Source organism: Paenisporosarcina sp., from assembly GCF_049671445.1.
Classification (GTDB): Bacteria; Bacillota; Bacilli; order Bacillales_A; family Planococcaceae; genus Paenisporosarcina.
Window position 1 is genome coordinate 30,440 of sequence record NZ_JBATUX010000060.1, and the last position, 22,689, is coordinate 53,128.

The window sequence follows — 22,689 nt, forward strand, 5'->3', positions numbered from 1 at the left end:
CACTCCTAAATCATATTCATTAAGTACACGATTCCACCTTGGATTAAACCAATCAATCCACCAAGGACCGCGCCTAGTACAGTTATCATTTTAAATTCTTTCCTTGAGATGCCTAATACTAAATCTTCTAGTCGTTCGACTGGGAAGGTATCAACCTGCTCTGCTACCATTTCTTCCAACTTTAATCGTTGAATTGTCTCTTCTAGCTTGATTTCACCTTGTGTAAAAACAAAATCTGTTAATTTTGGTGTTAGATTTCGTGACGCCCAGCTTGCACCGTCTTTCCAATACGATTGTAACGTACCATTGAGACGTTTTTCAACAGCTAACTCCTGTTTCAAATACAATTTAATCTGCGTTAATAATGGCTGGTAATCAAATCCACCAATCAATTCATTTAATGGTCGATCTTTTAATTTCTCCCATTCTCCACGAATCACATTTTCAAGAAGTTCAGCTGTCCCTGGAGCATGCAAGAATTTTTGTATCTCTGGCTGTACACGATCGACAATTGTCGACGATTCACCCATAAACATTTGAATCATGTTTCCAAATGTTCCTTTAGAAGCTAGAAAATCATCAATTAATCGTTTTACGGTTTTACGTCCTTCTTCTGATGCAAAGTACGCTTCCCCTTTGTCAATCATATAGGTAGCAATTTCAGGAATACGTTCTTCAGCTTGTTGTTGCCATTGCTCAGGTGCAAGCTCTCGTACCGTTTTGGACGCGAATCTTGATTCGAGCGATGCCATCTGCTCATCGAGTATTGAATCCATTTTCCCTTCTAAACGACCTGGTACATTCTCAACACCAGCTTTTGACAACCATTGTTTTAAGGTCATCTCTGACTCAAACAAATGTTTAGTAAGTTGCCCTTGAATCCACAACTCTGCTTTGCCTCGCATCTCATTTGAAAAGAATCGTCTTTTAAATGTTTCCGGTGTTAGTAAATGTTCAACGACAGTTCGACCAAGTTGTTTAGCTAATTCATCACGTCTCTTTGGAATAAGCCCAGGCGTAAATGGCACCTTCCATTTACCAATATATTTTGCTTCGTGAGGACGAAACAACATTTTAATTGCAAGGTGGTTGGTATACCCTCCTATTAATGCACCTATTAGTGCCATGAAAAGCAATGTCCATATAAAGTTCAAGTTGTTCACCTTTTTCTGTCAATCTGCTTACCATTATAACAGAAAAGGAAAATTTATTAAAAATGTAAACCTTTCATTTATAATGCATTGTACATTGTCGAAAATCGGATTGCGTGTTCCATCTCATCGTGCATCGCTATAAATAAGGGATTGTAAGCTTCCGGGATTGGTACAGTTAAAAGCATTTCTTTGTAAAAATCCGTTGCTTCCAGTTCTTTCTCAAGTGATGCTTTTACTGCTTGCTTAAGATTAGTTGCAGGTTTAGGTTTAGGGGGATTTTGTACAAATTCACCCGTCAGCATATAATGGAGTTGTTGGAACATCTCATAATGACTTTTTTCATCCTCCACTGCATGTTGGATAAACCTTTGCCAATACGGATCTTCGGTTAACTTTAGCAAGGATTTATAGAAATAAAAATCATGATACTCGTCTTCAATGGCTTGTTTCAGCTGTTCATTAAACAATAGGCCACTCCCTTTTCCGCCTTTTTCCTAGCGTATGCGGGTGCGTCTTCACCTATGAAAGGAGCAGACTTAATGCTGCAACATTTTAGCTTTAAACCTATGTATGAAAACAAACAATTACCCGGCTGGACCTTCTCTTTCTTTTACAAGCAAACCCGCTATAGCGGTGAATATTTGCCAAATGGAACTATCACTTGGACAAGCACTTCCCAACCAACTGATGAAGAAGCTGTAAAGAAAATGATTCACGAACTAATGCTATTTCATGTTTACGAGTAAACTCGTTCTTTGATTTCACTCAGAGACATCACGGATAGGGTCTTGCTGTTTCTGTTTCTGCATTGCTTAGCTTGCTTGAAACATAGAAGTGCGTTAGAACGGAAATCAACCTCTACTAAATAAGAAAAACCGGGCAAAGTGCGCCCGGTCCTTTTAAGAAGAGTAACCATAGTAGCCTGTTGATTTCCGCTACGGTGGACGCTTTTCGCGGGCATGGCTTCAGTCTCCTCGTCACTGCCAAAACATGTGCTCCTGCGGTTACTCGTCGCAAAGATACTGGCTCTTGGCCAGTATCTTTCCTTCGGGGTCTTCAACTCATGCACCTGCCGCTTCGCTTTCGGTGCAGAAAAACATAACATCTGCTATTCCCGCAGAAGTCACCACCTGCGCTTCAATCAACTAATATAGATGGCAACTAGGATTATAGGTTAGTTCTATCTCTAGCTTAACTTAACTTAGAATCATTTATTCGTGTCTTAGCAATAAGCAATTTATAAATTTCCTTGTTGATTACTACACAATTCATGGATTGTAGTGGAAGGCGGCGACTCCAGCGGGATCAGCGGGACAGGTGAGACCCCGCAAATCGCGAAGCGATCGAGGAGGCTCACCCCCCGCCCCGCGGAAAACGTCCGCTTGAAACGGAAATCTACAATATTAATGAATCAATCTTTTTGTCCCTGAAACACTGGATTTATGGAACTAAAATTATATACTTTCTTATCTTTTTTAAAAAAGGGAACTGCCCTAGTCATAATTATGACTAGGGCAGTTCCCTTTTTGTTATTTATCTACTCTTCACCAACATACTAACTGCTTCTTGAATGGCATCTTCCGTAGAAGTTCCTTTATCATTAGCTTCAATAATGCATTGTTCTAAATTTTTCGCGACAATTAATCCTATGGTTCTATCTGCAGCAGAACGCACTGCGGACAGCTGTGTGACTACATCGCGGCATCCTTTATCTTCTTCCATCATTTTGATAACGCCCCTTACTTGTCCTTCTAAGCGTTTCAAACGATTCATCATATCTTTTTCATAGCGCACGATTTTCACTCCTAACTAACATTTCTTCTTCCTTTAAGATAGCTGATTTAGGAAGAAAAATCTATCTCTATGCTTACTTTCTAAGTTTTACCTGATAACACTTCAAAAAAAGGGAGTACCCTTAACCCGCTTGGGGATTAAGAGCCACTCCAGATTGTAAACGATACATTTGTTCATAACGTCCACCTAGTGTTACTAATTCATCATGTGTACCTTGCTCAACAATTTCACCACGATCTAAAACGAGGATACGATCGGCATTTTTAATAGTAGAAAGTCGATGTGCAATAATGAATGTGGTTCTTCCTTTTTTCAAGACATCCATCGCATGTTGAATGATTTCTTCCGTCTCTGTGTCTATATTTGATGTTGCCTCATCTAAAATTAAGATGGCTGGATCAAATGCTAATGCTCTAGCAAATGAAATTAATTGACGTTGTCCAGAAGAAAGCGTGCTGCCTTTCTCAATCACTGGTTCATCAATCCCATTTGGTAAATGTTTAAGAACTCGCTCCCCGCCAACTGCGTCTAAAGAAGCTTGCACTTTTTCACGAGAAATTCTAGCGTCCCCTAAGCTAACATTAGATTCAATCGTTCCTGTAAATAAGTACGGATCTTGTAATACAATGCCCATATGGTCACGAACGGTTTGACGTGACAAATCTTGAATATTAAAGCCATCAATAGTTATTGCGCCTTTTGACACATCATAAAAACGGAACAATAAGTTCATAATTGAACTTTTACCAGATCCCGTATGCCCAACTAGAGCAACAGTCTCCCCTTTTTTTGCCTCAAACGAGATATCTTTTAACACATACTCTTCTTGATTGTAAGCAAACCATACTTTTTCGAAACGAACATTTCCTTGGTAACGAGTGATTTTCTCATCACTTACCTCTTCACCTTGTCGGTCAAGTAATCGGAAAACACGTTCCGCTGCAACTAAAGCTTGCTCTAATTTTGCCAGTTGGTTCACGACACCTGTTACAGGATTAAATAATCGGATGATGTAATCCACAAATGCATACAACACACCAACAGAAACTGCTGAGGCAGCTGTTAATGAAGCACCACCAAAGTACCAAATAAATAAGACAAAGGTGATGGAGCGTAGAACTCCGACTAAATTGTGAGACGTTCCCGCATCCAAGTAAAGCAGTTTATTTTGAAACTTATAATGTTCACGATTAATTACTTCGAACTCTTCTTGCATTTGTTCTTCACGACGGAATGCCTGAATGATTGTCATGCCTTGAATAGACTCATTAATCATGGCATTCATATCACTCACTTTTGCTCGAACAATGTGATTATACTTGGATGCATATTTTCGATATAAAAACATCCAAATAAATAAAATCGGTATAACGAATAAAGCGATCGTCGCCATTTTCCAATCCAAGAAGAACAATGCTACATAAATTCCTGTGATATACATAGCACTTGATGCAAATTGCGATAACACAGTCACATACAATTCACGAATGGCTTCTGTGTCATTCGTGATACGTGCTACAACTTTCCCGGCAGGTAAGTTATCAAAGTAGCGAATCGGTAAAGTTTGAATGTGTTGATAAACATCATTCCTCATTTTTTGAATCACACGATTCGCTGCTTTTTGTAGTAATAAATATTCTCCATAACGGAACACTGCCGCTACGATGGTTAGGGCAAAAAACACACCTAGCAATATCGCGATTGGTTCAAAGTCGATGGAGCCAGCAGTCGTATCGGCGATATGATCGTCGATAATCTTTTTGGCAATTAAAGGTCCTGCTAAATCTGCAGCCACCGCAATCGTTAGCAAACTAATTCCCATGATTAATAGTTTTTTATAATGTAAGGCGTAGAGCCATAATCTTTTCCCTGTACTCATGATGACACCTCCTCAATTTGCTGACGGTCGAACTGTTCTTTATACCAGCCCTCATTCGCAAGCAAATCTTCATGTGTACCTTCTTCAATCATTACTCCATCATCTAATACAATGATCCAATCTGCATGTTGAATGGCAGACAGACGATGTGTAGTAATGATGGTTGTTTTGTCTTTTCGTGCTAGTTGAATATTTTCAATAATTCGTGCCTCCGTTTTTGCATCGACTGCAGACAACGAATCATCTAATAATAAAATTTCCGGATTTTTGATGAGTGCTCGAGCAATTGAAATACGTTGCTTTTGTCCTCCAGATAAAGCTACACCTTTTTCACCAACAAGAGTCTCTAAACCTTGTGGTAACATTTCAAGATCTTTTTGGAAATGTGATAAACGAATAGCTGCTTCAATATCTTCGTTAGTTCCTTGTGGATGACCAAACAGGATATTCTCTTTAACTGTTCGTGAAAACAACACATGATCTTGTGGGACATACCCAATCCAGTTGCGCACTTGATCCTTTGTTTGATGTTCGATTGGAATGTTTGCAAATGTCAGTGTCCCTTCACCTGCAGGATACTCACGTAAAAACTGCTTAATCAGTGTGGTTTTCCCGCTACCCGTTTTCCCTACTATTCCAAGCGTCTGCCCTTGTTCTAACTGCAAGTTAATATCGCTTAAGTTCACTGTAGTGGATTGTGGGTATTGGAACTTCACTTGATTAAAGCCAATTTTACCCGGTTTAAGAACCGTAACAGGATTGGTTGCATCTTTGACATCTTCGTCATAATCAAGAGTTTCTTGCACACGGTCGAGAGATGCATTCCCTCGTTGCATCACGTTAATTAATTCACCGATTGCAAACATTGGCCAAATAATCATACCGAGATACACATTAAAGGCGACCAAGTCACCAAGCGTCATTTGGCCATCTGATACTAAGAAAGCACCATAACCAAGGCCAATCATATAGCTAATACCTGTTAATATTTTGGTAATCGGGTTAAAAAGTGCATCGATTTTTTCTACTTCCATGTTTTTTGCATAAACATCTTCTGTCATATCATCGAATTGTTTTTCAGATGCACGTTCTTGGACATACGCTCGAATAACTCGAACACCCGAGACTGCTTCTAATACACTATCATTCATATCTCCGAAAGCATCTTGTGCTTTCATATATCTCTCGTGAATTCGTTTTCCGAGAATTTGCATGATGATTGCCAAGATTGGTAAAGGTAAAAGTGCAACAAAAGTTAATTTCCAGCTAACTAAAATCCCCATAGTCACTAAAATGGTCAGCATATAGAGGGACGAGTCAACCAATGTTAAAATACCAAATCCTGCAGTAGTTGATACTGCTTTTAAATCGTTAGTGGCACGGGCCATCAAATCACCCGTACGATTTTTTTCATAAAATGTTGGAGTCATTCGTAAGAATTGTTTCATCAAGCGGCTCCGCAATTGTTTTTCAATGACATATGCGCCACCAAACAGTTGGTACTGCCAGACAAAGTTACTTAAATAGTTCACTACCGTTACAGCAATGAGTGACAGCAAGAATACCATGAGTAATTTTGATGTCAAAGTCTCTTGATATATGGCATCAATGGATTCTCCAAGTAACCATGGTGGTACAACCTCGAGTACGTTTGTTACCATTAGCAACGAAATCGCAATCGTGTATCGTTTCCAGTTTTCTGCGAAAAACCATTTTAATTTAAATAATACTGAGAACATGTAATTTCCTTCTTTCCTTTAAGGTTTGGCATTCACTAGCCGCCTTCTAGAGATTCCTTGATCAATATTTGTTTCTGTTGCTGATAGTTCATCTTCAGCACTCCTTTTCAATTTTAGTGTGTCTAGCTACAAGCATCAGCGACAACCTAAACAACAGGGCTAATGCTTTTTATGAAACAGTTTACACTGCAACATCCAAAAAATGGTAATACGAAAACACAAAAAAGCACACGCCCTGTTTCCAGATGCGTGTGCGCATGAAAAAAGGAAAAGGTATCCATACCTATCCCTTGATTTAATTAAATCATCGAGAACTTATTAGCAGGTACGGACGAACTATATAATTTATAGCAGTATCAATTCTTTTAATCATCACACGTACCTCCTCTTCTCATAGTTTATTTACTTACTAAGATTATCATGAAAAAATTTTAATTGTCAATACATTTCGAAAAAGATTATTATTCTGTTAATAACTTGAGTTTATACATATTTAGGTAGGGTATTTATAAGGTAACAAAACATTCAATTAAAAGGAGCGATTAATCATGGAAGAAAAAAAGAATATTGAAGTCCATCGAGAAGAGAAAACTGACAGCGGTTTGGTAGGTGCTACATTTATTAAATATGCAGCTTACTTAATCATTTTCTTCGCGGTATTATGGTTTCTAATTAATTACGTATTCCCTATGTTCAGTTAAGGAAGGAGGTTCTATCTTATGTTTAACAAAATGATTGTCGGTTATGATGGTTCTGAAGGTAGTCGAACAGCATTAATCCATGCAGTTGATTTAATGCATAATAGACCGAACACTTCTCTAATAGTAGCTTATGTAAACGATGATGTTGTGGGTGAAGATATTACCTATTCAAATGAATCAGTTGGGTCTGCTCCAATATTAAACGATATGACAGTAGCACCCCAAGCTACATTAGATGAGAATTCGCCACAATATTTAGCTCGTGAATATGCTCAACAAATGACAGAATCTATACAAATACAATTAGATAGACATCATGTAGATGCGCAAATTTTAGCAATTGACGGTCAACCCGCAAGAGCATTGGCCAATTTGGCTGAAACAGAAAAAGCAGATGTCATTATCGTTGGGAACAGTGGAAAATCTGGCTTCCAGAAATTTTTTGTTGGATCTGTTAGTGAAAAAATAGTGAAAGAATCACCTTGCACTGTAATCGTAGTAAAATGATAAACTTTCTCGCTCCCTATATAGGGGGCTTTTTTATTTAGGTTTCATTCCATTTTCACGTATACTAGAAAAAAGAATATGAGAAGTTAGGTGTGAGGAAAATGGCGCGTCGAAAAAAAATGGACGAAGCAGCAATGCTGAGAGAAACCGAGAAGTTATTACTCGAAAAAGGGTATGAGGGTTTTTCGTTTAAAGCATTGTCCGCAAATTTAGATATTGCGCGCAGCACCATATATGAATACTACAGTCATAAAGATGATTTAATAACCGATTATATGTTTATTTTAGTTGAAAAAGTAATGAAGGAAATGGAACTCATTGCATCTGCAACAACTGGCCTTGAAACCATGAAAGAGTGGTTGAAAATGTTCATGCAATATGATCAAGTTCACTATATGATTAGCATTCGTGGTCAATTAGATCAATCCGAATCTGAAATTGCGCGTAATCGTTTAAAACAAATGGATGGTCTTCACGGCAAAATGTTTTTCATGTTATCTAATCAAGTGAAGAAAGCGAAAGATTTGGGAGAAGTTCGTGCAGACCTGCCAAATGAACTTGTTGCGTCTTTCTTTTTTCACTCCATTTTATCTCGCCCTTCAAATGATCAAAATATTGATGGATGGGCCAGTATGCTCAATGACATTATTGAAAACGGTGTAAGACCACGAAAGGAGACGTGAATAGATGAAAATCGCGGTTCTCTTAAGAAATGATTTACGTCTTCACGATCACCCAGCTCTTTCTCAAGCTCAGCTTGATGGCGAAATAATCCCCATCTATGTATTAGAAATGGATTTAGGTGCAGCGTTTAAATTTTGGACTCACCGTAACTTACAAGCATTACAAGCATCCATTCGTAAACTTGGCGGAGAACTTTATGTTTCTAGTTCCCCGTTACCCGAAACGGTTAAAACACTTCAAAAAGAATTTGCAATTGATGCGATATATTACAACCGTTCGTATCATCCCGAACAGCGATTACGGGACGAAGAATTTGCTAAACAATTTTTTGAAGATGGCTTCGTTGTGAAAACATTTGAAGGCACTATGCTACTGCCCCCTTGGGAATCTGTAAAAGAAAACGGGGAACCTTATAAAGTTTTCACACCCTTTTATAATCATTTCCGAAAAAAAGCAGTCCCTTTAGTAGTTCCACATATTAGAGACGCCACATTTTCAAAAGTTCCTGTGAGCGTAACTAGCATATCTTCAGATCTGAATGATTTACAACTTGTCCCAACAATTGATTGGACTGCCGGGATAGACGAAAGTTGGCCAGCTGGTGAAGATGCAGCAATCCAACTCGTCAAAACTTTTATCGAAGAAGACATAGCTGCTTATAAAACAAAGCGCGACTTCCCAGCAATTTCAGGAACATCACGTATTTCTCCTTACTTAGCTATCGGTGCTCTGTCTGTCCGAAGTGTTTATCATTACGCATTAAAAATGCAGCCTGACGTTAGTGAAGCCTTTATTCGGCAATTAGTATGGCGTGAATTTGCGTATCAAATGCTGGTCCATTTCCCTCAGACTGTCAATAAACCGCTTAACCAAAATTTCGAGAAGTTCCCTTGGCTAAATAATGAAGAGCATTACCACAAATGGTGTTATGGACGAACTGGTATCCCTTTAATCGATGCAGGAATGCGTGAATTATGGTCGACAGGTTACATGCATAACCGTGTACGTATGAATGTTGCTAGTTATTTAACAAAACATTTATTGGTGGATTTCACAAAAGGCATGTCTTGGTTTTGGGACACGCTAATTGATTGTGATATCGCTAATAACACTTTTGGCTGGCAATGGACATCAGGAAGTGGAGCGGATGCTGCACCTTATTTCCGTATCTTTAATCCGTATTTACAAAGTGCAAAGTTCGACGGTAAAGCGATGTATATTAGAAAATGGATTCCTGAACTTCGTCATCTTTCAGATAAAGACATTATGGAACCCGATCAAGCCTCTGAGGATTCACTCAAAGAAGCGGGCGTCGTTTTAGGCGATACGTATCCATACCCCGTGGTAACACATAAGGCTGGACGGGCTCGTGCATTGTTAGCATATGAAGATATAAAAAAAGGATGAACCCGATTTTAATGGGTTTATCCTTTTTTGGTGGAGTTATTGGCCGTTTGGTGTTTCCGACCAACTTTCGAGTGTTTAAGACCAATTGTTTGGAGTTTCCGACCAACTTTTATGGCTTTGCGATCAGTCAAATGGTATTTCCGACCAACTCTCAAGTGTTACGACCATTCGCTCTGAGGTGGACACGATTCTTCTCTAGAAAGACACGTATACTTCATTGACGCACCATGAAACAACAACATTCTTCTCTAAAAATCCCCGTCTTCAATTAATACGGCACGGACAGGGCTTCCGTCGGCACCTTCGATTTTTAAAGGCAATGCGATTAATCTATATGCACCTTCAACTATTTCATCTAATACGAGTCCTTCTAAAATATATCGACCTGCTTTACCTAACGCATGATGCATCGGCAGATCTTTACTTGTAATCGCATCTACCGACGGCAAATCTACACCAAATAACACAATGTCATTTTCCATCATCCACTCCACCACTTCTACGTCAAAGGCTGGAATTTCTTTAGGGAAAACAGTTCTGTCATTCCAGGCATTTGTACGGAAGAGAACTGCTTTGGCAGCTGCTATATCAACTTTTCTTAACGATTCTCGAGAAATGACATCTTGCCCGCTCACATCTATTACAATTGCTTCAACGATATAGTTTTCTAGAGGCAGTTCGTGTACTTTCTCTCCCTTGTCATCAAAATGAAAAGGAGCATCAATATGAGTACCAATATGTGTGCTAGTCGTGAGTTGTCCTACATTCACGGAACCACTTTGTTGCTTCGTCCAGTTTAAGTTGAATTGGAATGAAGTATCACCTGGCCACTCTGCAACCTCACTGTTCAACATCATGGATATGTCGTGTATTTTCAATTAAGCCACCACGTTTCGTTCATTAGAAAATGTTTTGTACGATTCTTCTACCACAATGGTTTTTAATCGTTGGACCATTTCCCAGACGTCTTCAAAACTTGAATAAAAGCTAATTGGCGCTAATCGAATAATGTCCGGTGCACGGAAATCCGGGACCACATTTGCTTGTTTTAACGCTTTACAAATACGAGCCGCTTCCGGATGAGCGAGCGCAATATGACCGCCTCGAGCTTCATCAGCAACTGGCGTGACATCGACAAAACCAAATGAACCCACTTCTGTTTGAATTAAATCGCGTAAGTACTTAGTCAACGCAAGCGATTTAGCTCGAACATTTCTCATACCCGCCTCTTCAAATAATTCAACACTGCCAGTTAGTGGGGCTGTGCTAAATAAATTCGGCGTGCCGATTTGATAAGCACCTGCTCCATTTGCTTTTGAAAAGTCATGTGACATATCAAATTGCTTTGTTTTATCAGAACCGAACCAGCCAGCAAGCCCGGGCAATTCGTTATGATGACGCTCATGAATATAAAGTCCGCCTGAACCCCCAGGCCCACTATTCATATATTTATAATGACACCAAATGGCAAAATCCACGTTATCTATATGTAGTTGATGAGGAACTGCTCCAATTGAGTGTGCTAAATCAAACCCAACTAAAATCCCTTTCTTATGAGCCATTTCAGTAATACGTCCCATATCCAACAATTGCCCGCTTCGATATAACACGGATGGCAACATTAAAATAGCTACATCATCAGTCAACATTTCTTCAATAGCTTCAAGTGTTAATGTATAGCCATCATCACTTTTCACTTTTCTCATCGACACTGCTGGATTCAGTCCACGTAATCTCAAATGACTTTCTACAGCATAAATATCTGAAGGGAAATTTAATTCGTCTACAACAATTACTGATCTTTGAGCAGTTGGATGAAACAATGTAGAGAGCATTTGGTGAATATTAACCGTAATCGAGCCAGTGACCATCACTTCATTGCCATTAGCACCGACGACGGTTGCCACTCGTTCACTTAATTTTTCTGGATAGGTAAACCAAGGGTCTTCCCCTTCTGTCCATCCATCAATTCCTTTATCACGCCAGCTTGATACTAAATTTTCAAGCGATTGCTCAGAACGTTTTGACATGAGCCCTAAAGAGTTACCATCCATATATAGTTGGTTTTCTGGTAAATAGAATTCCTTTTTATATCCACTTAACACGTCTTGCTTGTCCATTTCCTTCGCAAACTGCACAGTTGTATCCACAGTCATTTCTCCTTTTAGCCAAACATGGCAAAGCTTAGTGCACCTAAAATCGCCGTGATTATTACGACAATCCACGGTGCTAGTTTATAAAATACTAACAGAGTAAAGGAAATTAACACAATGACAAAATCAATCGGGTCATGTACAGCACTCGTAAAGACTGGGTCATAAAGAGCTGCTAGTAAAATCCCAACTACCGCAGCATTAACACCTTTCAAGGCAGCTTGTATTCTTGGCTTTGTACGAATTACAGTCCAAAATGGCAATGTCCCCACTACAAGTAAGAATGAAGGTAAAAACATCGCGATAACCGCAATGACCGCTCCTGAAAAGCTTCCCATAATTTGACCAAGGTATCCAGACAACGTGAACAATGGTCCAGGAACTGCTTGTGCGGCACCATATCCTGCAATAAACGCTTCGGAGGACATCCAACCTGCTGGAACGACTTCTCGCTCTAACATAGGCAACACGACGTGTCCTCCTCCAAAGACAATCGAACCAACTCGGTAAAAAATATCAAAGATCGCATACCAAGTAGCTTGAACGAATGGTCTAAAGATAGGTAGTAAAATCAGTAATGCAAAGAAAAGTAACCAAGCGATAATACCTGTCTTTTTTCCAAAAGATAAAGGCATCTCAACCGCTTCTGGTGCTTTTTCATTTTTGTAAAACAAAACACCAAAAATTCCAGCCAACACAATAATCGCAATTTGTCCCCATGCTGTTGGAATTAACAATGTGGCGGCAGCGGCAATCATCGCAACCGTGATCCTGGTCCTATCAGGTGTTAATGATTTACTCATTCCCATTAAGGCATGTGCTACAACGGCAACAGCCACAATTTTCAGACCTTGAATCCAACCACTTTCAAAAGAACCGGTTTGCATAATAATCCATGCAAATGCCATAAGTAAAAAAACTGAAGGCAAAGTAAAACCAATCCACGATAAGATTCCTCCAAGCAAACCACCACGTAACATACCAATTGAAATCCCTACTTGTGAACTTGCTGGTCCAGGCAAGAATTGGCATAGAGCCACTAAATCCGCATAAAGTTTGTCATCGAGCCATTTTCTTTTTTGTACATATTCGTCTCTGAAGTATCCAATATGTGCTGCTGGTCCTCCAAAAGACGTAAGACCTAATTTGGTTGATGCAGCTAAGATTTCAAGATAACGACCTGTTTTTTTCTCCTTCAAATCTCATTCACTTCCTAACATATAAGTTTACTCTTATATGATACAAGAGGAACAAACAGCTTAACAGTATTAATCGCGATAGAAAGTAATATTTGTTTTTTATAGGTAAGTATTTTATTATTATAGGTATTAACTATTTTTAAGAAAACAGGAGGTGTACACTTTGTTCTCCCCCTCATTCGGGTTTGGAACAAAGGAATTCTTTGGACATAGCCATACGATTGACAGCATTTGCTGTCTTAATCGCCTTTACGGCATTCTTCGTTGCAAGTGAGTTTGCTATTGTAAAAGTGAGAGCAACACGCATTGATCAATTAATTGAGGAAGGAAATAAGCGTGCTATACGCGCAAAGCGAGTCATTTCAAATTTAGATGAATATTTATCAGCATGTCAGTTAGGTATTACAATGACCGCATTAGGTTTAGGTTTACTTGGAGAACCGACTGTCGAGCTTTTATTACATCCACTATTTGAACGTTTCGAGCTTAGTGAAAGCATGTCGAGCATCCTTTCTTACGGAATTGCGTTCTCATTCGTTACATTCTTGCACGTAGTTGTCGGTGAATTGGCACCGAAAACGTTAGCTATTCAAAAAGCGGAGCAAGTTGCTTTAGCTACTGCAACTCCATTAATTTGGTTTTACCGCATCATGTATCCAATTATTAAATTCTTGAACGGTTCTGCTCGTGCTCTAACTGGTCTTTTTGGATTAAAGCCAGCATCCGAATCTGAACTTGCACATACAGAAGAAGAACTTCGTATGATTCTTTCGGATAGCTTGAAGAGTGGTGAAATTAACCAATCAGAATATAAGTTTGTAAACAAAATTTTTGAATTTGACGATCGGATTGCCAAGGAAATCATGGCGCCTCGTACTGAGATGAGCACCATTGATAAAGATACAACTCTTAGACAAGTGTTCGACCAAGTCAATGTTGAGCAATACACTCGTTATCCAGTTACCGACGGTGATAAAGACCACGTAATTGGATTGGTGAATATGAAAAACTTATTAACGGCCTACATTAAAGATGAGTCGACGATCAATCGACCAGTCATTGAATATATGCAGCCTATTATTCGTGTTATTGAAACGATTCCTATCGGTGAATTATTACTTAAAATTCAACGTGAACGTATTCACATGGCAGTATTGATGGATGAATATGGTGGAACCTCTGGATTGGTTACCATCGAAGATATTCTTGAAGAAATTGTCGGTGACATTCGTGACGAGTTTGATAACGATGAATTACCAGATGTTCAGAAATTAGGAGATCATCATTATATTCTTGATGCAAAAATCTTAATTGAAAATGTCAATGATCTTTTAGGCATTGGTATTGATGAAGAGGATATCGATACAATCGGCGGATGGTTCTTGACCAAACATTTTGAAGCCATTAAAGGTGAAAAAATAATTGAGCAAGGCTATGAATTTACGATTAAAGATATGGAAGGTCATCACATACTGTATCTAGAAGTTAACAAATTAACAAAACAAGAAATTGCTGATATTCTCGAAGATCAGTCAGTGTAATCATAGAAATAAACGACTCTCACTTTGAGAGTCGTTTTCTTATGTCTGAGAGTGTTGTAGGAGGGAAACAAAATGGAGCTATATACACAATTAAGAGAAGGGGAAAAAGGTGCATGGATTAGCATCGGAACCTATCTTATACTGAGTGCTTTAAAGCTAACAATTGGATATATCGGAACATCTGAAGCTTTAAAAGCTGACGGTCTAAACAATACGACAGACATTGCAGCATCTATTGCCGTTTTAATCGGTCTACGTATTTCTCAAAAACCTCCTGATGAAAATCATCATTATGGTCACCTTCGTGCCGAAACCGTTGCCTCACTTGTAGCAGCCTTCATTATGGCTGCTGTTGGATTGCAGGTGCTAATTAATGCAGGTGGTAATTTACTACACCCGATACATGAAACCCCTTCCCTATTAACGGCTTTTGTTGCAGGTGGCAGTGCCATCGTCATGTTTTTCGTTTATCGCTATAATTTAAAGCTCGCGAACCGCATTAATAGCTCAGCTGTCCGAGCGGCTGCCTATGATAATAGATCCGATGCACTTGTCAGCCTTGGAGCCACAATCGGTATACTAGCAGCAATTTTTGGTGTCCCTATTCTCGATTCAATTACTGCTATCTTAGTTGGTTTTTTAATTATGAAAACAGCATTTGATATTTTTGTCGAAGCGGTTCTTACATTAACAGATGGCTTTAACGAAGAAGAAGTTGAAACATTATCGGTCCTTGTTAAAAAAGTTCAAGGCGTTATTCTTTTAACAGACTTTAAAGGACGCATGCATGGAAATCTCATGTTTGTCGATTTAACGGTTAAAGTAGATCCGTCTTTAAATGTAATAGAAAGCCATCGAATTACGGAAGAAATCGAGAGAAAAATTCATATTGTTAAACCATTTTGTATGGTTTTGGTCCATATCGAACCCTATATGCCAGTACCACCGAAAAAAAATGAATCAGCACGTTTGTATTAGATGTGTCTCTAAATAAAGATACCTGGATGGTTTTTATCTTTGTCAGGTCTTTGCTTTTCCCCTCTTCTTATTTCACTTAAATGTTTTTTCAGAATAGGAACAAATTTCTCATTTTAGTGGTTGACTAAATGAATATGCTTTTGGTAAAGTTATACTATTAAAAGAAAGCAGGTGAGGTATTATGACAATTTTATATGAGTATGTAAAAATGCGAATTGGCATGTTCCAGGTATCTCTTCACACGTGTGCTTTCTAAAAGTAGACCGTATCTTGTGATGTGTATTTTTAACCGTGGCTGCCTTTTCGCAGACACGGTTATTTTATTTACACAAAACAGGAGGAATACACATTGAAAATAGTTGAAAATTACGGTTGGAACGATTCTTGGAATGCCAAATGGGCAGACCAATCCAATAATGAAAAATTACAAAATTGCATCGCAGGTCGTATCTTGCTTGAGCATAAACATATGTACCGAGTTGTAACAGATGAAGGTGAATGGTTAGCTTCTCTTTCAGGGAGCTTTAAGCATACAGCACATGATCGAAGAGACTTCCCTGCTGTTGGTGACTGGGTAGCTGTAGAAAAAATGCCTGGTGAAGAAAAAGGTATTATTCGCAGTATTTTGCCAAGAACATCGATATTTTCTCGAAAAGTTGCGGGTCAGACGACTGTCGAACAAATTGTTGCCGTTAACGTTGATATTGTTTTTCTAGTGATGTCTTTAAACTTAGACTTTAACGTTCGGAGGCTCGAACGATATATTATTGCCGCTTGGGATTCTGGCGCTAACCCAGTGATTGTCCTCACAAAAAAAGATCTTTGTGATGATCCTCAGTATTATGTGGATCAAACTAAAGATGTTGCCTTTGGCGTGCCGATTCATATCGTCAGCAGTGTAACGGGGGAAGGAATTGCTGAACTTCAAGAGTTATTAAAAGATGGGAAAACAGCTGCTCTCCTCGGTTCATCAGGGGTAGGAAAATCTTCTTTAACTAATGCACTATGTGGTGAAAACGTTATGACGGTTCAAAACATTCGAGAAGATGATGATAAAGGTCGCCATACAACGACTCATCGTGAACTGTTCCGTATGCCTGGTGGAGGATTATTAATTGATACACCTGGTATGCGCGAGTTTCAGATGTGGGACAATAGTGAAAGTCTTGATACAGGCTTCAAAGATGTCAAGCAATTTGCAAGCTCATGTCGCTTCTCTGATTGCCAACATACGAATCAGCCAGGTTGTGCCGTCCAAGAGGCGCTTGAAAATGGTTCTTTAACCCGTGAACGCTATGCAAGTTATGAAAAGTTAAAACGTGAACTAGCTTATGTTGAAAGAAAAGCTGATGCTGCTGCTCAAAAAGCGGAGCGCGGGAAATGGAAACAGATCACGAAAGACATGCGCAAGCGACCTGGGAAAAAGAGATAATAATTATCCAAAAGCCAGCCCATCAAATATGGGCTGGCTTTTCTGTTTTTTTTGGAAAGCACTCTTTCACCTAGCTGTATGTGCTTTTAGTCTTTTTCAGACGTCAATGCCTATTTTTCAGACGTGATGCCCGTTTTTTCAGACGTCAACTCCATTTTTTCAGACGTCAACCTCGAAAAGTCAGACTGAGATTTTCAAAACGAGTGTACCTTCCCATTATTCCCCCACATAGAAAGAACCGCATCCCATAATAAAAGGAATGCGGTTCTTACTTTTATCTATATCAACTGTTGTTCTTTTACTTCTTTTGCTATTCGAGCGTACATTTTTAATTCTTCAACTAACCCGTCTACTTGCTCAGCCGCTTCCCTATTCAAACCATCGCGGTCGTAATCAAAAACACTAGGATCGAGCACTAATTGACGAGGAATTGCATTAGCATACACCCCACGCATAACCGTTCGCATATTATTTAAACAGTTAATCCCACCTTTACCTCCACCAGCCATAGCGATTAAGCCTACTGACTTGTACAGGAATTGTGTACTGCTTAAGAAATCGAGTGTATTCTTTAAAGCTCCACTCATTGCACTATGATATTCAGGTGATAAAAGTAAAACAGCATCTGCATCAAGAACAGACTGTCGTAATGATTTCACAAAAGGATTAGACGATTGATCTTCTTCTCCCGTGTACATCGGCATGTCCACAATACTTAAATCGACTGTGTGGAATCCGTAAGTACGTTCAATAAATCGAGCTGCAATTGCAGTCCGTCCATGCTTTCTGGGTCCACCACTTATTACTAATATGTTCATTTCTATTCTCTCCTTTTTAACAATTCAGATCACAACGAGCTAGGTTCAGTTAATCCATGCTTAACAGCATACAGTGCAGCTTGTGTACGATCTTGTACAAGTAATTTTGAAAATATATTTGATATATGAGTCTTCACTGTTTTCTCAGTCACGAACAATGACGAAGCAATTTCTTTATTACTCTTCCCTTTTGTAAGCTCAGACAAAACATCTTGTTCCCTTGGCGTCAGTGGATAAAGTTTATGCGGTGGTTCGACATGTGGCTCTCTCACTTTCATCAGTTGTGAGGTAGCTTGTGGATGCAGAGTATTTTCTCCACGCATTAATTTACGAATGGACTCCACTAAATCGTCGGGTTCAATATCTTTTAATTGATAACCTGCAGCTCCCGCTTCTATCGCAGGAATGACGTGGTCACGGTCTGAAAAACTTGTCAGCATTAACACTTGTGTTTGTGGATGCTGTGCTTTGATTTTTTTGGTCGCTTGGATTCCATCCATAATAGGCATGACCAAATCCATTAATACCACATCAGGTTTAAGCTTGGCTGCCAATTCAACGGCTTCTTTACCATTCGTAGCTTCACCCACAACATCCATATCTTTTTGCGTTTTCAAAAAGAATAATAAGCCTCGTCGAACAACATGATGATCATCCGCAATCAGTACTCTAATCATGCAGATTCCTCCTTAATGTGGCAAACGGATTAATAATTCCGTTCCTTTTTCAATGTGACTGACCCAGTCAGCAGTTCCCCCAGCAGCTTTTGCACGGTCTTTCATACTTTGCAAACCGATGGATGGGATTTGTACATTTGCATCCATCTGGAATCCGCAACCTTCATCTTTTAAAACGACTAGTACATCCGTTTGTGTCACGGTGATAAATAGTTCCGCTACCTGGACTCCTGCATGTTTTCGAACATTATTTAAACCTTCTTGCGCGATACGGAACAATGTTTCTTCAGTTCGTGATGGTAAATTAATTACACCTGAAACCGTAACTTTTAGCGTAAGTCCTAGCATCTCGGCGTAACCGTTAATTCCTTCAATCAATCCAGTTTCTAATCCTTTTGGACGCAGTTGCCAAATAAGTGCACGCATTTCGGTCAATGCTTCTTGTGTTAAATGTTGAATTTCTCGGAACGTTTCTTTGACTTCTGTTTGATCTGCCATTTCGCTACCACCTCTAGCGGTCAAGGTGACGGAGAAAAGCAGCTGGTTGACCGAGTCATGTAAATCTCGAGCTAAGCGGTTTCGTTCTTGAACAAGCGCCATTTCCTGTTCTTGTTTTGTTAACAAAATGCGCTATATGGCTGAACCTAGTTGAAAGGCCACAGACTCTAACAAAGCAAGCTCGTGTTCATTAAATGCCACAGTATTTGGAGACGCCACATTTAACAGCCCGAATTTTTCTGGTCCTGATTGTAAAGGTACGGTTGCATGATGTGTGATGCCTTCATGGTCTCCCACTTTTGCATCAATCGCACTTTCTATTCGTTGACATTCTATCAAATTCGTCGCTTTTTTCAACTCTCCATTGCGGTACTTCGAAACACACCAGCAACCACCTTTTTCCAAATGACGACAACTGCCGTATTCAAGTGCTTGTGGAAGGTTTTCATGAGCCACTAATTGATGCTTTCCTTTTGTATCAATAAAGAAAATCCAACCTGTTTCAAACTGTGTACCTGTTAAAAATTTACGTAATGCGCCCTGTAGCATCGGTATCATTTCGGTTTCTTCATTCAACAATTCGGCAATTTCTTTCAATAATCCGATGTTAGAATGCTCGTTTGATTGCATACAGTCGCCTCCATCTTACTTGTCATTATATCCTCAATTATACCACTCGTTTTCATGCATTCGCATGAGGGATCGTTCATACTTTTGACTGAATTGTTACTCTTGTAGGGTTCTCCACAAATAGAATGTCGCGTAAGCACGCCATCCACTCCAATTCTTAGCCCAATCTTCAATTTCAGCCAATGATGGTTTTTCAGTTCGATTAAGCACTTTTTTCAACGCATTATGTAAACCTACATCGGCTAATGGAAATGCATCCGTATGACGTAAACATCTCATGATGACATAATTGGCAGACCACTTTCCAATACCTCTAATGGCAGTCAAACGTGTCTCCATTTCTTCCAAAGACATCATCAATAGCTGTTCTTTATTTAACTGACCAGTGGCAATTAGTTTTGCAACACCAATAATGTATTCTGCTTTTCTTTGAGTAAAAGAGAGCTTGCGCAAATCTTCTACTGTTAGAGAAGCAATTTGTTGCGATGTAGGAAATAGCCAATACTCTATGTTGTCATGCACAATCGACTCTCCATACGTTGTAACAAGCTTTTGTTTTAAACCATATGCAACATGTAAACTGATTTGTTGTCCCATAATGGACCAGCTAAGTGCCTCAAACAGTTCCTCCACAGCTATTATCCGAAGTCCCTTGTATGCTAGGACGACTTTCTTCAAAATCTCATCCCGATACGCTAAATCATAGAAAGGTTGTAGATCACGTGATAAATCAAACCACTCATCAACAAAGTCAGTCACCGCTTTAGAAACTTCCCTGCTTGGGTTCATTAGTTGTGGAAACGATAAGATGAGCTCCTTATCTAAAATATGTAATTTAATCAGCACCACTTCATTGTGAATTTGAATCACTTTCATGACGCTTTTCTTTTCAAGATTAACTCGGTGCAATACTTCTTTTTGATTGCGTGCTAAATAAGACAACATATCGTCCCCGTTGACGTCTTGGATGGCTCTTCTTAACTCACTTCCATGTAACTGCCACATATTTATACCTCCATAAAAAATAAAACCCTATTAGCATTTTCACTAATAGGGTCCACTTTTACATACTGAAACGCTGTTCCATTTCATCTGTGAATTGCGTTTTAATCGTATTGAGTTTTTCTTTACTTTCAGCTTTAGTTGGACTCGTTACACCAATATAGTATTTAATCTTCGGTTCAGTCCCACTTGGTCGGACACAAACCCATGAACCATCCGCTAAGAAATACTTCAATACGTTAGCTTTTGGCAATGTAATATTTTCATCCTTACGTCCATCTGTAAAGCTTCGAGTTTGCATTAAATAATCTTCTTGAGAAGAAATGGCAATCCCTGCAACTTCAGTTAGAGGTTGATGACGCAAATTGGTTAGCAGACCTTGAATAGCACGTGCACCGTCCGCTCCTTTTTTAGTTATCGAAACTAACCCTTCGAAGTAATAGCCGTGACGTTCAAATAAGTCATCCAAAACATCGAGCAATGTTTTGCCTTGCGCTTTGTAATAAGCAGCTGCTTCCGTAATAGCCAAGACAGATTGAATCGCATCTTTATCCCGAACGAATGGTTGAATTAAGTAACCATAGCTTTCTTCATAACCAAACAAGAAAGTATATTCGTTAGTTTCAGTGTATTGTTGAATTTTTTCTCCAATAAATTTAAAACCAGTTAGTACATCTTCTGTTGAAGAACCATGGTATTCTGCAATCACACGACCTAAATCAGACGTAACGATGGTTTTAAATACGCGACCATTTGCTGGCATTTGGCCCTTCTCTTTTAACTGAGTCAGTAAATACTCAATTAAGATTGCGCCAGTTTGGTTGCCCGTTAATAGTTCGTAATCTTCCCCTTGTTTAACAGCAACACCGACACGATCTCCATCTGGATCAGCAGTTATTAATACATCTGCAGCTGTTTCTTTTCCTATTTTCATCGCTAACTCAAAAGCACCTGCTTCTTCTGGGTTAGGAGATTTTAGTGTTGGAAACTCACCATTTGGCTCCATCTGATCTTCAACATACATAAAATTCTCGTATCCCGTATGTTTCATTAGTTGACGAACGGTTGAACCTGAAGCTCCATGGAGAGGTGAAAACACCACTTTCAACGCATTTTTACCAGCAAATTCAGGTTGAAGTTGAATAGAAGCGACCTTGTCAAGATAAGCTTCGTCTAAATCTTGCCCAATCGTTTGAATCAAGCCATTTTGTAAATACTCTTCCGTGTTCCCCACTTCAATAGCTAACTCATCGCCAACTTTTTGAACAAAAGAAATCACTGCTTCAGCATCTTCAATATTAAGCTGTGCACCATCTTCACCGTATACTTTGTAGCCATTATACTCTGGAGGATTATGACTTGCCGTAACTACTATCCCCATAAATGCCCCTAGTTCCCGAACACTAAATGATAATTGTGGTGTGGTTCGAGGTTCGCCATATACAAAGGCGTGAATCCCGTTTTTGGCAAATGTACTTGCAGCTTCTTGTGCAAATTCAGGTGATTTTCTACGACTATCATAAGCAATAACAATTCCTTTTTTCATCGCTTCTGTCCCGGCTGCTTTAACGTAATCTGCTACACCTTGTGAAGCTTTGCGAACTGTATAGGTATTCATGCGGTTTGTACCAACACCAATTTCCCCACGCATTCCACCTGTGCCAAATTCCAAGTCCTTATAAAAGGCATCTTCCAAACGTTTATCATCTTGAACGATGATAGACAGTTGATCCTTCCATTCAGCTTCAAGCTGAGTGTACTCCAACCATTTTGCAGCAGTTTGTTGATAACTCATACATTCTCCTCCAATTGAAACGATGGAATTGCTACTCCTAGCCCCGAGATGCATAGAAGCACATAGTAACAATGAAAAGCTTGGCATCTTAAATCTATCCA

At 39.2% G+C, this 22,689-nt stretch carries 20 protein-coding genes and 1 pseudogene; 8 read left to right on the top strand and 13 right to left on the bottom strand.

Annotated elements, in window-relative coordinates; all coding sequences use genetic code 11:
• Nucleotides 1-5: 5 nt before the first annotated feature.
• A complete protein-coding gene (locus WBG45_RS07770) occupies nt 6-1,154 on the bottom strand; it encodes a DUF445 domain-containing protein (RefSeq protein ID WP_424413474.1) in 1,149 nt (382 codons plus the stop codon).
• Nucleotides 1,155-1,231: 77 nt separating this feature from the next.
• On the bottom strand, nt 1,232-1,621 hold the full coding sequence (locus tag WBG45_RS07775; protein WP_024533930.1) for a ferritin-like domain-containing protein: 390 nt from the start codon (nt 1,619-1,621) through the stop codon (nt 1,232-1,234).
• 72 nt (nt 1,622-1,693) lie between these two features.
• Between WBG45_RS07775 and WBG45_RS07780 the strand changes: the two genes are divergently transcribed.
• The gene (locus tag WBG45_RS07780) at nt 1,694-1,900 is read left to right on the top strand and encodes a YheE family protein (protein ID WP_377733633.1); all 207 of its coding nucleotides are present in this window, start codon (nt 1,694-1,696) and stop codon (nt 1,898-1,900) included.
• A 787-nt stretch (nt 1,901-2,687) separates the two neighbouring features.
• Here the strand turns inward: WBG45_RS07780 and WBG45_RS07785 are convergent.
• From WBG45_RS07785 to WBG45_RS07795, 3 genes are all read right to left on the bottom strand, one after another.
• On the bottom strand, nt 2,688-2,930 hold the full coding sequence (locus WBG45_RS07785; RefSeq protein WP_424413523.1) for a metal-sensitive transcriptional regulator: 243 nt from the start codon (nt 2,928-2,930) through the stop codon (nt 2,688-2,690).
• 139 nt (nt 2,931-3,069) lie between these two features.
• Nucleotides 3,070-4,827 carry an ABC transporter ATP-binding protein gene (locus WBG45_RS07790; protein WP_424413476.1) on the bottom strand — a complete coding sequence of 586 codons (1,758 nt, stop codon included), beginning with the start codon at nt 4,825-4,827 and terminating at the stop codon, nt 3,070-3,072.
• Nucleotides 4,824-6,566: an ABC transporter ATP-binding protein gene (locus WBG45_RS07795; protein WP_424413478.1), complete on the bottom strand. Its 1,743-nt coding sequence runs from the start codon at nt 6,564-6,566 to the stop codon at nt 4,824-4,826. The genes WBG45_RS07790 and WBG45_RS07795 overlap by 4 nt, the downstream gene beginning before the upstream one ends.
• A gap of 548 nt (nt 6,567-7,114) precedes the next feature.
• Between WBG45_RS07795 and WBG45_RS07800 the strand changes: the two genes are divergently transcribed.
• From WBG45_RS07800 to WBG45_RS07815, 4 genes are all read left to right on the top strand, one after another.
• Nucleotides 7,115-7,267 carry a hypothetical protein gene (locus WBG45_RS07800; RefSeq protein WP_196810260.1) on the top strand — a complete coding sequence of 51 codons (153 nt, stop codon included), beginning with the start codon at nt 7,115-7,117 and terminating at the stop codon, nt 7,265-7,267.
• Nucleotides 7,268-7,285: 18 nt separating this feature from the next.
• A complete protein-coding gene (locus WBG45_RS07805) occupies nt 7,286-7,774 on the top strand; it encodes a universal stress protein (protein ID WP_424413481.1) in 489 nt (162 codons plus the stop codon).
• A 101-nt stretch (nt 7,775-7,875) separates the two neighbouring features.
• A complete protein-coding gene (locus WBG45_RS07810) occupies nt 7,876-8,457 on the top strand; it encodes a TetR/AcrR family transcriptional regulator (protein WP_424413483.1) in 582 nt (193 codons plus the stop codon).
• A gap of 4 nt (nt 8,458-8,461) precedes the next feature.
• Nucleotides 8,462-9,865 carry a cryptochrome/photolyase family protein gene (locus WBG45_RS07815; protein ID WP_424413485.1) on the top strand — a complete coding sequence of 468 codons (1,404 nt, stop codon included), beginning with the start codon at nt 8,462-8,464 and terminating at the stop codon, nt 9,863-9,865.
• Nucleotides 9,866-10,113: 248 nt separating this feature from the next.
• On the opposite strand, the gene kynB is transcribed toward WBG45_RS07815, so the two are convergent.
• Genes kynB through chrA form a run of 3 tightly spaced genes read right to left on the bottom strand, consistent with a single transcriptional unit; the run spans nt 10,114 to nt 13,217 of the window.
• Entirely contained in the window at nt 10,114-10,743 is a 630-nt protein-coding gene (kynB, locus tag WBG45_RS07820; RefSeq protein ID WP_424413487.1) for an arylformamidase, read from the bottom strand.
• The gene (kynU, locus tag WBG45_RS07825) at nt 10,744-12,015 is read right to left on the bottom strand and encodes a kynureninase (RefSeq protein ID WP_424413489.1); all 1,272 of its coding nucleotides are present in this window, start codon (nt 12,013-12,015) and stop codon (nt 10,744-10,746) included. It lies immediately after the preceding gene.
• Between the two features lie 14 nt (nt 12,016-12,029).
• Nucleotides 12,030-13,217, bottom strand: coding sequence for a chromate efflux transporter (chrA, locus tag WBG45_RS07830; RefSeq protein WP_424413490.1), 1,188 nt, complete (start codon nt 13,215-13,217; stop codon nt 12,030-12,032).
• A gap of 203 nt (nt 13,218-13,420) precedes the next feature.
• Here chrA and WBG45_RS07835 point away from each other — a divergent pair, with 203 nt between their 5' ends.
• From WBG45_RS07835 to rsgA, 3 genes are all read left to right on the top strand, one after another.
• Nucleotides 13,421-14,758 (top strand): hemolysin family protein, encoded by a 1,338-nt coding sequence (locus tag WBG45_RS07835; RefSeq protein WP_424413492.1) that lies wholly within the window; start codon nt 13,421-13,423, stop codon nt 14,756-14,758.
• A gap of 72 nt (nt 14,759-14,830) precedes the next feature.
• Nucleotides 14,831-15,736: a cation diffusion facilitator family transporter gene (locus WBG45_RS07840; protein WP_424413494.1), complete on the top strand. Its 906-nt coding sequence runs from the start codon at nt 14,831-14,833 to the stop codon at nt 15,734-15,736.
• Nucleotides 15,737-16,085: 349 nt separating this feature from the next.
• Nucleotides 16,086-17,168: a ribosome small subunit-dependent GTPase A gene (gene rsgA, locus WBG45_RS07845; protein ID WP_424413496.1), complete on the top strand. Its 1,083-nt coding sequence runs from the start codon at nt 16,086-16,088 to the stop codon at nt 17,166-17,168.
• Nucleotides 17,169-17,446: 278 nt separating this feature from the next.
• On the opposite strand, the gene WBG45_RS07850 is transcribed toward rsgA, so the two are convergent.
• From WBG45_RS07850 to WBG45_RS07870, 5 genes and pseudogenes are all read right to left on the bottom strand, one after another.
• A complete protein-coding gene (locus WBG45_RS07850; RefSeq protein WP_424413498.1) occupies nt 17,447-17,986 on the bottom strand; it encodes an NADPH-dependent FMN reductase in 540 nt (179 codons plus the stop codon).
• A gap of 29 nt (nt 17,987-18,015) precedes the next feature.
• Nucleotides 18,016-18,663 carry a response regulator gene (locus WBG45_RS07855; RefSeq protein ID WP_424413500.1) on the bottom strand — a complete coding sequence of 216 codons (648 nt, stop codon included), beginning with the start codon at nt 18,661-18,663 and terminating at the stop codon, nt 18,016-18,018.
• A gap of 12 nt (nt 18,664-18,675) precedes the next feature.
• Nucleotides 18,676-19,791: pseudogene (locus WBG45_RS07860) on the bottom strand (GAF domain-containing sensor histidine kinase).
• 96 nt (nt 19,792-19,887) lie between these two features.
• The gene (locus WBG45_RS07865; protein WP_424413502.1) at nt 19,888-20,796 is read right to left on the bottom strand and encodes a DNA-3-methyladenine glycosylase family protein; all 909 of its coding nucleotides are present in this window, start codon (nt 20,794-20,796) and stop codon (nt 19,888-19,890) included.
• Nucleotides 20,797-20,854: 58 nt separating this feature from the next.
• Nucleotides 20,855-22,588: a phospho-sugar mutase gene (locus WBG45_RS07870; protein WP_424413504.1), complete on the bottom strand. Its 1,734-nt coding sequence runs from the start codon at nt 22,586-22,588 to the stop codon at nt 20,855-20,857.
• Nucleotides 22,589-22,689: the final 101 nt, after the last annotated feature.

Excerpts from the sequence above, each read along its gene's own strand:
- WBG45_RS07780 (WP_377733633.1), top strand. The coding sequence starts at position 1,694 with ATGCTGCAACATTTTAGCTTTAAACCTATGTATGAAAACAAACAATTA.
- WBG45_RS07785 (WP_424413523.1), bottom strand. The coding sequence starts at position 2,930 with ATGATGAATCGTTTGAAACGCTTAGAAGGACAAGTAAGGGGCGTTATC.
- WBG45_RS07790 (WP_424413476.1), bottom strand. The coding sequence starts at position 4,827 with ATGAGTACAGGGAAAAGATTATGGCTCTACGCCTTACATTATAAAAAA.
- WBG45_RS07795 (WP_424413478.1), bottom strand. The coding sequence starts at position 6,566 with ATGTTCTCAGTATTATTTAAATTAAAATGGTTTTTCGCAGAAAACTGG.
- WBG45_RS07800 (WP_196810260.1), top strand. The coding sequence starts at position 7,115 with ATGGAAGAAAAAAAGAATATTGAAGTCCATCGAGAAGAGAAAACTGAC.
- WBG45_RS07805 (WP_424413481.1), top strand. The coding sequence starts at position 7,286 with ATGTTTAACAAAATGATTGTCGGTTATGATGGTTCTGAAGGTAGTCGA.
- WBG45_RS07810 (WP_424413483.1), top strand. The coding sequence starts at position 7,876 with ATGGCGCGTCGAAAAAAAATGGACGAAGCAGCAATGCTGAGAGAAACC.
- WBG45_RS07815 (WP_424413485.1), top strand. The coding sequence starts at position 8,462 with ATGAAAATCGCGGTTCTCTTAAGAAATGATTTACGTCTTCACGATCAC.
- WBG45_RS07840 (WP_424413494.1), top strand. The coding sequence starts at position 14,831 with ATGGAGCTATATACACAATTAAGAGAAGGGGAAAAAGGTGCATGGATT.
- WBG45_RS07850 (WP_424413498.1), bottom strand. The coding sequence starts at position 17,986 with ATGAACATATTAGTAATAAGTGGTGGACCCAGAAAGCATGGACGGACT.
- WBG45_RS07855 (WP_424413500.1), bottom strand. The coding sequence starts at position 18,663 with ATGATTAGAGTACTGATTGCGGATGATCATCATGTTGTTCGACGAGGC.
- WBG45_RS07865 (WP_424413502.1), bottom strand. The coding sequence starts at position 20,796 with ATGTGGCAGTTACATGGAAGTGAGTTAAGAAGAGCCATCCAAGACGTC.
- WBG45_RS07870 (WP_424413504.1), bottom strand. The coding sequence starts at position 22,588 with ATGAGTTATCAACAAACTGCTGCAAAATGGTTGGAGTACACTCAGCTT.